Source organism: Caballeronia udeis (genome assembly GCF_044909315.1).
GTDB lineage: Bacteria > Pseudomonadota > Gammaproteobacteria > Burkholderiales > Burkholderiaceae > Caballeronia > Caballeronia udeis_A.
Genome location: NZ_JBIYEB010000003.1, coordinates 256,351 through 270,325, shown reverse-complemented (window position 1 = coordinate 270,325; position 13,975 = coordinate 256,351). Strand labels below are relative to the sequence as shown.

Genomic DNA, 13,975 nt, shown 5'->3' with positions numbered 1-13,975 from the left:
AATGACATACCAGCAAGATCTGCTCGAAGGAAAAACCGCTCTCGTCACCGGCGGCCTGTCAGGCATAGGCGCGGCCATTGCCAACCAGCTCGCCGCGTTGGGTGCCACCGTTGTAGCGGCCGGATTGCCGCTTGCCGCCCACTTGCCGGACACGCTCGATCGCTCCGTCAGGAAGGTGGCGCTCGACGTTCGATCGGCCGATGACGTCACGCGCGTGCTCAGCGAATTCGAGCGCCTCGACATCGTGGTGAATTGCGCCGGCGTGATCCGGCGTGGCGACGAACACAAGCCCGAGGTGTTCGAGCAGGTACTCGATATCAATCTCAATGGCACGATGCGAGTCTGCGCCGGCGCGCGGGAATTACTGAAGGCATCGTCAGGTTGCATCGTGAATACGGCGTCCATGCTGAGCTTCTTCGGCGGCGGCTTCGTGCCCGCGTACAGCGCAAGCAAGGGTGCGATTTCGCAATTGACGAAGTCGCTTGCCATCGCTTATGCAGCAGAGGGTATTCGCGTGAACGCCATCGCGCCGGGCTGGATTGCAACACCGCTCACGCAGGCGTTGCAGGACGATGACGGACGCTCGCAAGCGATCCTGGATCGCACACCCATGGGCCGCTGGGGCACGCCGGAGGAAGTCGCCCAGGTCGCGGTGTTCCTGTGCACGCCGGCGGCGTCGTTCATGACGGCGGCGATCGTCCCCGTCGATGGCGGCTATCTCGCCGCTTAAGTCGCCGCCTGAGCACGTTCGACCGCGTTCGACCGCGTTCGACCCCGTTAACACGGGCATAATCGCTCCATTCCTGTCCCTCGTGTTCCAGATGTCTCACTCCGACTCCACCCTCCCCACCAGCGCCGCGCACTCCGATGCGAAGGCCGTTGCCGGCACCGCCGCGTTCTCGAAGTTCATCGCGGTGCTGCAACTCATCGCGGACGCCGACTCCCCGCAGACCGTCGCGAAACTCAGCGTGGAAAGCGGCTATCCGCGGCCAACGGTGCACAGGATCGTCGCGGCACTTCAGGCTGAAGGTCTGGTCGTGGCAGTGGCACGCAGCAATACCTTCAGCCTCGGGCCGCGGCTGGTGAGCCTGGCAAGCCGCAGCTGGGATCGCTCCGACCTGCGCATTGCGGCAGTCGACGCGCTCACCGAACTGCGCAACGTGACATCGGAGACCGTTCACCTCGCCGTGCCGAGCGATCAGGCGATGGTGTACATAGAAAAGCTGGAGAGCCCGCACGCGGTTCGCATGGCGTCGCGCATTGGAACGCGTGTCTCGCTGACGTCAAGCTCGGTAGGCAAGGCGTATCTGGCGAGTCTGCCGGTCGCGGAGCGCGACAAGCTGCTCGCGCATGCCCCCTTCCAACGCTTCACGGACAATACAATTACCGACGCCGACACATTGCGAAAGGAACTCGACCTGACCGCACAACGTGGCTATTCCGAAGACCGCGAAGAGAACGAGCTGGCGATCTTTTGCTATGGCGCGGCGATCCAGGGCGCCGACAAGCGGACGGTCGGCTGCGTCAGCATCAGCATGCCGGTTTATCGGCATCAGGCGGGAGCGCATGAGACTTATACGGTGCCATTAAGGGAAGCTTGCAAGAAGATTGCCGCGAGGCTGGGGCCTGCGAGTCTTTGATTCGCGCGTTTGATTAAATTGCTGCCTGTACGAGCCGCGAGAAATGGTCGCGCGTGCTGACCCTCATTGACACCATCGACCCGAAGATAATCCGCGTAACCGAAGCAGGCTTGCGAAAAGGCACCGTTGTGCTATAAAAAATCTAGCTAGCATGTCTATTGGTCGCCCGGTGGGAGAAATGGGTGGCTCCACTGGAGCGAGCGCGACAGTCCATGAGTCTTCTAGAGCTCAGAGGAATTTCCAAGCACTTCGGTGCCATTCACGCCCTGAACGACGTGACGTTCAGTCTTGAGCCGGGCCAGGTGGTCGGGCTCATGGGAGACAACGGGGCCGGGAAATCAACGCTGGTGAAGGTCATCGCCGGCAACTTCCCCCCCTCGCACGGCAACATTCTCATCAACGGTGAAACGGTGCATTTCACCAAGCCGGTCGACGCCCGCGCCCAAGGCATCGAAGTCGTCTATCAGGACCTTGCGCTCTGCAACAACCTGACGGCGGCGGCCAATGTCTTCCTTGGCCGCGAGCCACGGATCGGTTTCTGGCCCATCCGCGTTCTCGATCACGCGACCATGTACAGGCGCGCCGGCGAACTCTTCAAAGAACTGAAATCCGAGACCCGCCCGCGGGACCTCGTCCGGCAGATGTCGGGAGGTCAGCGACAGGCCGTGGCGATCGCTCGCACGCGCCTCTCCGAGGCGCGGCTCGTCATCATGGACGAGCCGACTGCCGCCATCAGCGTCCGGCAAGTGGCGGAGGTGCTGAGCCTCATCAGACGCCTGTCCGAACATGGAATCGCAGTCATTCTCGTCAGCCACCGCATGCCCGACGTTTTCGACGTTGCCCACCGCGTGGTCGTCATGCGGCGTGGGCGCAAGGTCGCGGACAAGAAGACCGAGGCGTCCTCGGCGGAAGAAGTGACCGGCCTTATCACCGGAGCCATTGCCGCCGCCTGACTCGAACAGCTATGCATGGGGTCGCATCAAACGCTAAAGCGCCAGGTGCGACCGACACAAAAGGTGTGGGGTCGCACTAAGCGCTAAGAGCGACCGACACAGGAGACCCGAATTGAACGAAGCGCCGGAAAGGCCCGCCTCAATACCACCGCTGCTTGATGATCCGCAAGCCACGAGAACCCATACCCGCTGGACAGGGCTGCTCGCGAGCCAGGTCTTCTGGGTAGTGCTCGCCACTATCGTCGCCTGCATCCTGCTCTCGTTCGCAACCTCGACCTTTGCGACGCACCAGAACCTGTTCAACGTCACGCGCAACTTCGCCTTCGTCGCAATCGTCGCGCTCGGCATGATGGCGGTGATCATCACGGGCGGCATCGATATTTCGGTCGGCTCGACCATCGGCCTCAGCGGTATCGTCCTCTCGGTTGTCATGAACGCCGGCTATCCGATCTGGGCCGGCATCGGCATGGGGCTCCTCACCGCCGGGCTCGTCGGTCTCGTGAATGGTCTGCTTATCGCCTACCTCGACATGCAGCCTTTCGTTGTCACGCTCGGCATGCTAAGCGTCGGCCGCAGCCTCGCGCTGGTGTTCTCCGGCAGCCGTACCATTTTCGATTTCGGTCCCGACGGCAGCAAACTCCTGGCGCTCGGCGGCGGCTCGGTCTTCGGTCTCGCCAACCCAGTGTGGTTCCTGATCGTCCTCGCCGTGCTTTTCTGGTTCGCCTTTACATGGACGCGCTGGGGCCGCTATGTCTTCGCGGTCGGCGGCAACCGCCATGCGGCGAGACTCACCGGTGTTCCGGTGCGCCGCATCATCTGCTCCGTCTATGTGCTCGCCGGGCTCATGGCAGGGGTCGCGGCAATCCTCGAAGTCGGCTGGCTCGGCGCAGTGACAACGGGGCTTGGCGAGGGCGACGAATTGCGCGTGATCGCCGCAACCGTGATCGGCGGCACCAATCTCGCGGGCGGCGTGGGCAGCGCATTCGGGACCGTCGTCGGCGCCGCGCTGATTGAAGTCATCCGCAACAGCCTGATCCTGCTCGGCGTCGACTCGTTCTGGCAGGGTACGGTCATTGGTACTTTCATCATCATCGCCGTGCTCTTCAACCGGCTCGGCGGCGAACGGCAAGGAGATTGAAATGTCTTCGGGCACACCGGCCGCAAGGCGCAATTGCCGGACGCCACGCGTTCACACGGCAACGTTCCGCCGGAACGTTAAAGCTCGAACGTGGGCTTTCCTTGCGACTATTATAAAAACGGTGCGTGCAGGCATGGGCACCGTAAAGCCGAGGCTGACAGCGTTGCATGAGATCGGAGTCTGGAGGAAATAATGAAGAAAGCTTTGATGTGTCTTGCCGCGATCGGAGGGCTCGCGATGCTCGCCTCCCCTGCCTTCGCAGCCGATAAGACCCTGGCGTTGGTGGTGAAGGGTCTCGATAACCCCTACTTCGACCTCATGCATCAGGGATGCGAGCGGGCGAACAAGGAACTCAACAAGGAAGGCTACACCTGCTACTACACCGGCCCCGCGACGGCCGCGGACGAAAGCGCCGAAGTGCAGATCATCGACGACTTGCTGACCAAGGGTGTGTCGGCAATGGCGATCTCGCCAGCGAACGCTCCGGCCGTGGCCGAAGTGCTGCGCCGCCGCAATGTGACGATCCCGGTCATCACCGCCGATGCCGATTTGCTGCCAAAGGACGCCTCGCTAAGGAAGAGCTACGTTGGCACCGACAATTACGAACTGGGCGTCAAGCTCGGCGAGCAGTTGAAGTTGCTGATGCCGAAGGGCGGCAATATCTGCCTCGTCATGGGCAATCCCGCAGCCGACAACATCAACCAGCGCGCCCAAGGTACGCGCGACGTGCTCTCAGGCAAGAAGGGAATCGCCAAGCTCGCCGGCGAAAACGGCTGGAAAGAGATCAGCGCCTGCCCGCTCTACGTCAACGACGACGCAGCCAAGGCGAACCAGATGATGCAGGACACGCTAACCGCCAACGCTACCGGTCTCGACGCCTTCGTGCTGGAGGGCGGCTGGCCGCTCTTTGCCCCGCAGGCCTATTCGCAGGTCGTCGCGCCGATCATGGACAAGATCCAGAGCGGCAAGTTCGTCATCGTCTCGGCCGATACGCTCGGACCGGAATTGCAAGCCCTCAAGGACCACAAGGTCAACGTACTCGTCGGCCAGCGACCGGAGGAAATGGGTTATCGGGCAGCAATGGTCATGCGTGACCTTGCAGAAGGAAAGTCAGTGAAACCGGTCATCCACACGGGCCTTGACACTTGCACCTGGAAGAACGCGGACACCTGCCTCAAGCATTGAAGGCGGGCAGGATCCGTTACAAAGATGGATGCGGAAGCCGAGATGGTCCTGATCTGTGCGATTTACAGGGTGTTGACTGACCTGCGGCGAGCAAGCAGTACGTCAGGATAGCTAACTTAATCGGCTTCTTGATTTTTTGGATGACAAACTCGCCGCTCGCGGGTTACCGCGAGAGCGAGTTCTTCTGTATGCCAAAGCATGCGGCAACGCCGCGCGCTCCGACGGCGACGCCAAGCGACCGCAGCGGTCACAAGCCCGATCAATCACTGACTCGGCGGATGACCAGACTGCGTTGACCCGCTCACCGCAGGACCATAGCTGCTGCTTTGGGCTTGCGCTTGAGCGACGACCACCCGTGCCTGTGCAGCCTGAATCTCCCGCGGGTAACTGGGGTCATGGGTGGCCGGATTGTAGCCGGCCTGCTCGATCTGGATGAGCTCGGCTCGCACCTGCGCCCGCGTGACCGGTGCATTCGACTGCTGCGCGAACGACACGACAGGAATGGCGAGTACTGAAGCGGCAATTGCCGTGTAGAGACATGATTTCATGATGACTTACCTCCAAGGACTGCCTTTGTCCTCGTTTCAAACACCCCATGCTGCAACCAACAATTCCATTTTAGTTGTTCGGGGACCGATGTTGGATCGTTGAACCCCCGGACGTGAACCCTTCATCCGCTAATGCACAATAAGGCTGGCTGAGCGCTCACGCGCCAGCCTTCCGATGCCGTGCGGTCCGGGCTGCAATCAGGGATTTGGGACATGGCGTGCTCGCCGGACCTTGCTCCGGGGTACAGTATCTGTGCTGCTATGCAACGAAGCCCGGTCTCTCTTGTTCATCGTCGACTGATAAGACGCGTCGTATTGGCTAATGAGGCCGCGGATGATGGGATAGACATCGGTTTGCCAGTGCGGCCCTGAAAAGAGATCGTAATGATTGCACTGCTGCATCGTGACGCCGCGCTTGTCACGCGTGGCAATACCTGCGCACAGGTCCTGCGCGGCGTGGGTTTGGCCGCGTCCGGACACGTCGTCCAACTCGCCTTCGATGGTGAGCAAAGCCGTAGCACGAATGTCTTGCGGACGCACCGGCAGGCCTTGTACGCACCAGTTGCCAAGAGCCAGACGGAATTCCTGAAACACGGTCTGGACGGTATCGAGGTAATACTCGGCTGCCATATCAAGCACTGCACCATATTCCTCGCAGGACCGCTGATGCGCCTCGGCGCGCTTGAGATCTCCCTGGACCATATCGAGGCAGTAGTTCCAGTGCGAACTCGCGAGCCGCCCCGGATGCATCGCATCAAGTCCGGCCCGCTGCAGAAAACCTGGGTACACCGCGCGACCCGCGCCGGGGTAATGATCCGGCACCGAGTGAATCAGGGACTCCCGAAACCATTGAAGAGGCTGGCTCGCGGCAAACCGGTTGACGGCATTCGCACCGCTACGCGCGTCGATCGGCCCCCCAATCAGGATCAGGCTTCTGGGCGTCGGCTCCTGCTCGCTGGCCAATAGTGAAACGGCGGCAAGCGTCGGCACCGTAGCCTGACAAACCGCAAGCACATGCAGGTTTTCCGCGCCGATATGGCGAATAAACATCTGAATATAGGACACGTAGTCATCCAGGTGAAACGGCCCGTCAGCCACCGGCACGTTGCGCGCGTCACGCCAGTCCGTGATGTACACCTCGTGGCTCGGCAGGAGCGTCTCCACCAGTTCGCGGAGCAGGACCGCATGGTGACCGGCCAGCGGAGCGCAGACCAGCACCACGGGCCGTGTCTTCGTGCGTCCGGCGGACATGGGGGCAGGCTCCGGCTGTGGCAAAAATCGCAGCAGGTCGCAGAATGGTTTTGCCAGAACGCGCTGTTCGGCCACCGGAATCTCTAAGCCTTCCGATTCGATCTCGCTGATGCCGAACGCGGGCTTTTCGTAGGTCTTGCTTAGCCGGTGGAGCAATTCGTACCCCGCCGCAAAACAGCGGGTACCCGACACGCAGGCCAACGGACCCCAGGGGTCGGCGAGCGCGTTCGCGGCGCCGGCGGCCCATAGGGAAAACGGTGTGAGCAGCAAGCGCTGGTATTCAACCATGTGGTACAACCATGGTTGCGTTACCGTTCGTACCATTCGTTCCATTCGCCACCTCCAATGAGAAGGGCGAAAAATCCGACGAACCTCGGGACGGCAGAAAGGAGTAGCCGGCTAACTAACTGTCCGCTTGATGGACACGATGCGGGTTCGCAACGCATCGGCCCACTCGCCAAGCTAACGGCACCCATAAGAATGGTGCGGGCACATGGAGTTCCCGCGAGAGCGCCATAGAGAGGAAAGATGGAGGCCTCTGCTGCAACCCACTCTCCTGACAAATAATTCTAGAAGATGCGGAGAAAAACGCACGGCGAGGGCATATCGGTCCCGGCAGGCCGCGATTGCCCGAAAGAACGGCCTCAACTCGCACTGCAGTCGTCAGCCTTGTTTCAAAAATAGGGTGTGCCTGATCAGGTCAAGAGCACCCTGCGTTGACACACAGTCTTGACATTCAGCCGGTCATCGGCGTCATGGCGCGCTGAAACGCATCCCGTTCGAGGCAAGCGGAATAAATCTGATCGATGCGAGGAAAATCCGCCATGTCGAGTCCCATCATCCGCGCGTATGCTCACCGCCGTCCTTTGCCAGATCCACGCGGAACGACTCGTAAGCAATTCCCTTCAGGTTGAGCGCAATGCGTACGCGCAGCGACGACGAACTCGCCGGGTACTCGAAGAGCTTCATGTCTGCCCTTTTGTTATCAGAAGTAATGCTGCAATCCGATGCGTAAGGAAAGCTGATGATCGTTCGACGAAGGCGACAGCGAAGGCAAGTCTGCCAGCGCACCGCCATTCGTCTTCTGGAACGTAACTTCGGCATAAGCCAATGTCCGCTTGGACAGTTGATACAGATTGGCGAGACCCACGGTGCTGTATCCCTTGCCCGCAAAATCGGTATGGAAGCCACCCAGACTCACCGTATTGGCAATGTTCGTCTGATAATCCACGCCGAGTTCTTCGGTCAGGGCGGTCTCGGTGTCCTGCCGTGTCTGCAGATGCGCCTGATTGACCATGCCGTGAATGTGCCAGCGATCGCCGAGCTTGTAGGTTCCCGCCACCCCGATGATCCGCGTGTTGTCCGCCACGAAAGACGCACCGCCGGCCAGGTTCTGCCCCATGAAGCTCGTGTAGCCCAACTGCGTATTGAAAGCATACGTGCGATGGTTCGTGTTGCTATAGACCGCGCCGAGTTGCAGCGGTCCACTCGCATAGAGCGCCGCCGCGCCAATATATCTGCCGAGCGCGGTGCTTGCATCGCTGAACGAATACATGGTGCGAATGCTGAAGCCGCGATACCCCGGACTCGCATACTTCACCGAGTTGCTAAGGGGCGTCACCGCGGCATTGTCGATATTGCCCGGGTGATACATGAAGTTGTTGAACTGCACTGCACCGTTGGCGTTCGGTGTGAACACATCGTTCGTCAAATCCCATTGCCGGCCAAGCGTCAGAGTTCCCCATTGCTGGCTGGAAACTCCCACATACGCCAGCCGGCTAAACTCATAACCCGATATCGCAAAGCGGCCGGTGTTGGAGAAATAGCCGTTCTCCAGTTTGAAGATGGCGCTCAAGCCGCCCCCAAGATCTTCCGAGCCAACGAAACCGAACTTGTCAGGCACCGCAATGGGCCCCATGACGACCGCCTTTCCGCCATTCTGATTGCTGACATAGCCAATCCCTTCGTCGATACTGCCGTACAGGGTGAGACTACTGGTCTGCGCGTCGCATCGATCGATATAGCCTATGCAGATAGCCGTCACAGCAATGAGACCCATATTTTTTAGCATTACTAACCCTTTGGAAGATATCAAAAGTGAGCGTGTTTAAACACCGGCCTGTAACGACCGGATCAAGGTTCCATGTCAGATGTAAAACTGGATCGGATCGGCCACACCCAGGTGCGCGCGAAAGCACAACGTCTGGCCAGACGTCCTGGGCAATGCGGTCAGGTCAGTGATTCATGCGTCAAAAGCACCGTCCAGCAGGCTTCCGTAATGCTTCGGTTTTTGCGCGATGTTCAGCGTTCTCAGGCAATACCAGAGCAACGCGGCATTGCTGGCAATCACAGGCTTGTTCACGAGCCCTTCAAGCTTTTCGATGACACCGGCGAGCCGGATTCCCGCGCAACTGATAACGAGCGCATCGAACGGTCCTTCGAGCGTGGCCGCCAGTTCGAGCCACCGCTGTGGATGCAGCATCCCCTGATCGTAGGGCGTAGCCTGGGGCAAGCTTTTTTCCAGAACGACACGCAGACCCTGCTTCTCGAAGAACGCGGTTTCCGCTTCCACCACCTCGCGCCTATACGGCGTCATCAGCGCAATGCGGGTGGCGTTCACTTCCGACAATGCCGCCATGACCGCCTGAATTGTCGTGACCGACCGGATGCCGGTCGCAGCCTGCACGCGGCGGTTGATCTCATCCGGTCCTGCAACGACGCCCGCCGCGGTGCAGTTGAGAGCGGTCAGGTCCACGCGAGCGTCTGCGAGCAGCATGGCGTGCGACTCGAGATCGTCGATCAACGCCTTGTCCGATGCAATCGATGTATCGCGAAACGGCAGCCGCGTAGTAAGAAACTGCACGCCTTCGGGCGCCATCATCTGCACTTCATGGTCGCAAAGACCGCCCGATGGATACAGATGCCCAATGCGCGCCACTTCGCCGAATCCACAACTCATGGAAAGTCCTGTGATGACGGTTTGATTTCCAGGGCGCGCCTGGCACACCGCGCGGTACGGTCAGCGAAGACGCCTCAGCTTTTCAGCGATATCGCGCCGGCCGTCATCGAAGCGCTGCTCCAGTGCGGGCTGCGCGTAAGCGCAATGGCCACGGCTGCCACCAGCGCCGAGCCGGCGAATGCGTAGAAGTTCCACTGGACATCGGCGCCTCGGGAAGCCAGGTACGCGCCGACCATCGGACCGCTCATTGCGCCGAATCTGCCCACGCCCACCGCCCAGCCCGTGGCGCTCGCCCGTGCATGCGCCCGGTAATAGTTGGCGATGAAACCGAGCTGCACCATCGCCACGCCAATGCTGCCGAAGCCCGCGAGCGCCACCAGCACGTAGTTCATGATGAGACCGCTCTTGATCGCCAGACTGGAGATGGCAATTGCGCCGATCACATAGCCGCCCACAATAGTCTTGCGGGTGCCGAGAAAGTCGCTGATACGCCCGATCAGGATGCCGCCCAACGCCGACGAGAGCATGAACACCGCAAGGAACGAGAGGCTCGAACCCAGGTCATAGCCCATCTTGCGCATGAGTTGCGGCAGCCACGTGCCAAGGCCATAGATCACCATGACAGCGGCGACCTGCGCCACCCACAAGCTGATGGTGGCGAGCGCGTTCTGCTTCGAGAACACTTCGCGGAACACGGCGCCGACGCTCGGTTTGGGCAACGGGTCCCTGACATTGCGCTCCAGTTCCGCGGGCGCAATGCCAAGCTTCCTGGCAAGCGCCGCCGCTTTCTCGTGACGGCCGCGTGCAATCAGGAAGTCGAGCGATTCAGGCAGCATGTAGAACAGGAACGGCACCGCAAGCAACGGTGCTGCGCCGAGCGCCACGACGAAGCGCCAGCCATGCGAGCCGAGAAACGCCATGCCGATCACCGCCGAGAGCAACGCGCCAAACGAATAACCCGAGTACATCAGCGCGAAGTTGAGGTTGCGCTTTTCAGGCGGCGAAAACTCGATAGTCAATGCCGCCGCGGCAGAAATCACGCCGCCAAGGCCCAGCCCGCCAATAAACCGCGCCACCGAAAACACCCAGGGCGTGGGCGCGCAGCCGGCGCCGATCATCGAGAGCGAGAAGAGCGTCACGCAGCCGATCAGCAACAACTTGCGCCCGACCAGATCACTCACCACGCTGATGAAATACGACCCGATCAGCGTGCCGAAGAGCGCGGCACTGCCCATTGCGCCAATCTCGATGGGTGTGAGTTTCCAGTTGGCATCGGCGAGAAGCGACGGAACGATCGTGCCCATCACCCCTATGTCATAGCCTTCGGCAACAATGGTGAGGAAGCACAGGATGAGTACCAGATACGTCGTTCGCGCGGGCGGATGGAACGCGTGGGACGCTGCGGTATCGGACAAAGCCGCCATGAAGGCACCTCGATATATTTAGCAGAGCAGATGATGTGGAGCAGGATCTGCATGCGCGACCGTTCCGCACGTCAGACCGGACGCGCCGGCTTTCAGGCCGTCGCAAGGTCAGGAACATTGTGTCGATGTGCGGGTCGATCCGCGTGATGATCTAAATACAGAATGACATTCTTTATTCAGGCATGTCAAAAGATTTTCAAAAATCCGCCGGGTTTCCCGGTTTCTTTTGACCACGCTGAAGCTTGCAATATGCTCGGTGCGCGCTAAGTGCACCGCAGCAAAAAATCAGCGCGGAAGCGAATCAGTACCTGACTCGGAACCGCCCAGCAGGAGATCCGTCATCATGCTGGCGATCTGGTCGATGTCGCGCACGTCGCCAATCCGGTGATTGATCACAAAACCGTCGAACGCCATCCAGATCACGTGCGCGAGCAAGTTGCCCTGCACCACCGACGCCCGCTCCGGCGGCAACGAGTCGTGCAGCAATGCACCGATGAACGCATCGACGGAATCGATCAGCTTGAACGGCTTGCCCTGGTTCGGCGGCGCGCTTGCGAGTGCGTCGATCAGCGCATTGGCGAACGTGTGGTCGGTGGACGGAATGTCGGACCAGAGGCCGACCAGGATTCGCTTGATGCGCGCCCTGGGCGTATCCAGGCTCATCACCTCGTCGCGCAGCAGGTCGAGTTGCTTCGTGAGCCAGGGCTGGTAAATCTCGTACAGGATGACAAGCTTCGAGTCGAAGTAGACGTACAGGTTCGCGACTGTTGTTTTGGCAAGGCGGGCGATCTCGGTCATGGTCGTCGCCGAATAGCCCTTGCTGCTGAACGCGGCAAACGCGGCCTTCAGGATCGCCTCCCGCACTTCTGGTTTCTTGACCTGCGGCACTGGGTTCCCTCTAACAGGATGGATCTGCGGGTATCGCGGGTATCGCCAGACACCGGCGTCCCTACTTTTGCGCGCCCCAATTCCAGGCGCTCCAAGCGCGGGCGCCCGCCATTCTAGCAATCCCCTCGCTTCGATCGACGAACAACGCCTCGCGCATAACGCTTGACAAGCCATTTTTTTGAAAACAGAATGCCATTCGTTATTGACGCATATCTGCTTCCCTTTCGAGGACGACCGCATGATCAACACTCCCGCGCCCGAGGGCACGCTCACCGGCCGCTACGCCGAGCTGGGCACTGGACTGATACCCGTCGAGCCGTACATTTCGGCCGACTACTTTGCGCGCGAAAAGGCGCACATCTTCAAGAAGACGTGGCTGCAGGTCGGCCGCGTGGAGGAAATTCCGGAAGCCGGCGACTATTTCGTCAAGACACTGGCTGCGTGCGATACCGAAGTCATCGTTGTGCGGAACAAGCAGGGCCGGATTTCCGCGATGCACAACGTCTGTTCGCATCGGCTCAATCAGATTGCCTACGAGAAGACCGGCCACACGCGCAAGTTCTTCTGCAAGTTCCATGGCTGGGCGTACGACCTGGACGGCAATCTCACCGGCGTGCCCGACGAAAAATGCTTCTTCGGCCTTTCGCACGCGGACTATGCGCTCACGCGCGTAGCGTGCGACGTGTGGCAGGGCTTCATCTTCGTCAACATGGATCCAAAGCCCGCGCTCTCGCTGGACGAATTCATGAAGCCGATGTACGGCGACGTAGAAGGTTATCCGTTCGACAAGATGACGGTTGGCTTCGCGTGGGAAACGGTCGTCGATTGCAACTGGAAGCTCGCGCTCGACGCGTTCCAGGAGGCGTATCACGTGGCCTACGTGCACGGCAATTCGATTGCCGACGCGATCGACAAGAGCGAGGGCGGCAGCATGCCGCCGCTCGACGCGCTGTGCGGCGAGTTTCATCGGCGGCTCTCTCTCGCGGGCAACCAGAAGTCCGTCTATGGCAACCCGAAGGCGGTCACCTCGGGCGGCGCGGCGGCAAGCGAAGCCTTGTCGGATGCGAGCGCGAAGCGGCCCATTGCAGCGGCGGCATTGCGCGCGGGCATTGGCAGTGCGCGTCATGCGTTCCCGCTCGACGCGTTGCCCAAGGGCGTGAACTGGACCAAGAGCCCGAACTGGCTCTTCGACATCAACGTTGTTTTCCCGGACTTCTATCTCTCGCTGCGTCCGAACTATTGCCAGGCGTACAACTTCCGCCCGATTGCGCACAACAAGACGCTGCTCGAGGCGCGGGTCTATTACCCGGAGATGACGACACCCGGTGGCCGCTTCTTCCTGGAATACATGAAGGTCGCGCTGCGCGATGTGCTGCTCGAGGACCTGAGCACGCTCGAGCGTACGCAGCGCGCCGCCGAAACGGGTGTGAAGAAGTTCATGATTCTTCAGGATAACGAATTGCTGGTGCGCCACAGCTATCACGTGATCGAGCGCCTGCTGGCCGAAGCGGAAGCCGAAGCGAAGGTACAACCCGTGGCGGCCGCCGCCTGAGGAGCATGGACATGGAAGAAAAAATCATCGTAATGGCCGGGCGCAAGCCAATTTCAGACACGACGTCCGCAACTTTGCCCGAGGAGTTTGCAGAACTCCAGCCGTTCGTCGAACGCTGGGCGCTGGTGACGGAAACCGAGCGCAACACGCAACGCCATACCGTGGGCATGGACGCGATTCTCGTGTTCAAGGACGCCATGCTGCCGCGCGTGGACGCCGTAGTGCAGTGGCTCGATCAGTTTGCGCTCAACGCGTTGCCCGATGCCGCGAAGCCGCTGATGTACCTGCTGCTCTCGTTCGCGGAGATCGCGCCCGCAGTCGAGTTCTACAAGCAGCCGGCAGTCATCGACGGATACGACCCGCGGCGCTTCGTGGCCGATGAAACGTTCACGATGCACCCCGCTCTCTGATGTAGCGCAGCCTTCATACAGGAACAA

At 60.5% G+C, this 13,975-nt stretch carries 14 protein-coding genes; 7 read left to right on the top strand and 7 right to left on the bottom strand.

Features of this window, described 5'->3' with window-relative positions; genetic code table 11:
* The first annotated feature begins 1 nt into the window (after position 1).
* The 5 genes from ABH944_RS06390 to ABH944_RS06370 all read left to right on the top strand — a co-directional run bounded on the left by ABH944_RS06390 (position 2) and on the right by ABH944_RS06370 (position 4,916).
* A complete protein-coding gene (locus ABH944_RS06390) occupies positions 2-730 on the top strand; it encodes an SDR family NAD(P)-dependent oxidoreductase (RefSeq protein ID WP_404605024.1) in 729 nt (242 codons plus the stop codon).
* Positions 731-821: 91 nt separating this feature from the next.
* Positions 822-1,640, top strand: coding sequence for an IclR family transcriptional regulator (locus tag ABH944_RS06385; RefSeq protein ID WP_404605026.1), 819 nt, complete (start codon positions 822-824; stop codon positions 1,638-1,640).
* Between the two features lie 212 nt (positions 1,641-1,852).
* Positions 1,853-2,593: an ATP-binding cassette domain-containing protein gene (locus ABH944_RS06380; RefSeq protein ID WP_404605027.1), complete on the top strand. Its 741-nt coding sequence runs from the start codon at positions 1,853-1,855 to the stop codon at positions 2,591-2,593.
* A gap of 112 nt (positions 2,594-2,705) precedes the next feature.
* Positions 2,706-3,731, top strand: a complete 1,026-nt coding sequence (locus ABH944_RS06375) for an ABC transporter permease (protein WP_404605028.1) — start codon at positions 2,706-2,708, stop codon at positions 3,729-3,731.
* 192 nt (positions 3,732-3,923) lie between these two features.
* Positions 3,924-4,916: a sugar-binding protein gene (locus ABH944_RS06370; protein ID WP_404605029.1), complete on the top strand. Its 993-nt coding sequence runs from the start codon at positions 3,924-3,926 to the stop codon at positions 4,914-4,916.
* 263 nt (positions 4,917-5,179) lie between these two features.
* Here the strand turns inward: ABH944_RS06370 and ABH944_RS06365 are convergent, their stop codons facing one another.
* From ABH944_RS06365 to ABH944_RS06335, 7 genes are all read right to left on the bottom strand, one after another.
* Positions 5,180-5,464, bottom strand: a complete 285-nt coding sequence (locus ABH944_RS06365; RefSeq protein WP_404605030.1) for a DUF4148 domain-containing protein — start codon at positions 5,462-5,464, stop codon at positions 5,180-5,182.
* Positions 5,465-5,662: 198 nt separating this feature from the next.
* Positions 5,663-7,048 carry a polyhydroxyalkanoate depolymerase gene (gene phaZ / locus ABH944_RS06360; RefSeq protein WP_404605031.1) on the bottom strand — a complete coding sequence of 462 codons (1,386 nt, stop codon included), beginning with the start codon at positions 7,046-7,048 and terminating at the stop codon, positions 5,663-5,665.
* Positions 7,049-7,552: 504 nt separating this feature from the next.
* Positions 7,553-7,684, bottom strand: a complete 132-nt coding sequence (locus ABH944_RS06355; protein ID WP_404605033.1) for a glutathione S-transferase N-terminal domain-containing protein — start codon at positions 7,682-7,684, stop codon at positions 7,553-7,555.
* Between the two features lie 16 nt (positions 7,685-7,700).
* Positions 7,701-8,774 (bottom strand): porin, encoded by a 1,074-nt coding sequence (locus ABH944_RS06350; RefSeq protein WP_404605035.1) that lies wholly within the window; start codon positions 8,772-8,774, stop codon positions 7,701-7,703.
* A 183-nt stretch (positions 8,775-8,957) separates the two neighbouring features.
* The gene (locus ABH944_RS06345; protein ID WP_404605036.1) at positions 8,958-9,674 is read right to left on the bottom strand and encodes a maleate cis-trans isomerase family protein; all 717 of its coding nucleotides are present in this window, start codon (positions 9,672-9,674) and stop codon (positions 8,958-8,960) included.
* A gap of 74 nt (positions 9,675-9,748) precedes the next feature.
* The gene (locus ABH944_RS06340; protein WP_404605037.1) at positions 9,749-11,098 is read right to left on the bottom strand and encodes an MFS transporter; all 1,350 of its coding nucleotides are present in this window, start codon (positions 11,096-11,098) and stop codon (positions 9,749-9,751) included.
* A gap of 285 nt (positions 11,099-11,383) precedes the next feature.
* Entirely contained in the window at positions 11,384-11,986 is a 603-nt protein-coding gene (locus tag ABH944_RS06335) for a TetR/AcrR family transcriptional regulator (protein ID WP_404605039.1), read from the bottom strand.
* A gap of 238 nt (positions 11,987-12,224) precedes the next feature.
* On the opposite strand from ABH944_RS06335, the gene ABH944_RS06330 reads away from it, so the two are divergent.
* Positions 12,225-13,538 (top strand): aromatic ring-hydroxylating oxygenase subunit alpha, encoded by a 1,314-nt coding sequence (locus tag ABH944_RS06330; protein WP_404605040.1) that lies wholly within the window; start codon positions 12,225-12,227, stop codon positions 13,536-13,538.
* Between the two features lie 11 nt (positions 13,539-13,549).
* A complete protein-coding gene (locus ABH944_RS06325; RefSeq protein ID WP_404605041.1) occupies positions 13,550-13,948 on the top strand; it encodes a hypothetical protein in 399 nt (132 codons plus the stop codon).
* Positions 13,949-13,975 lie beyond the last annotated feature (27 nt).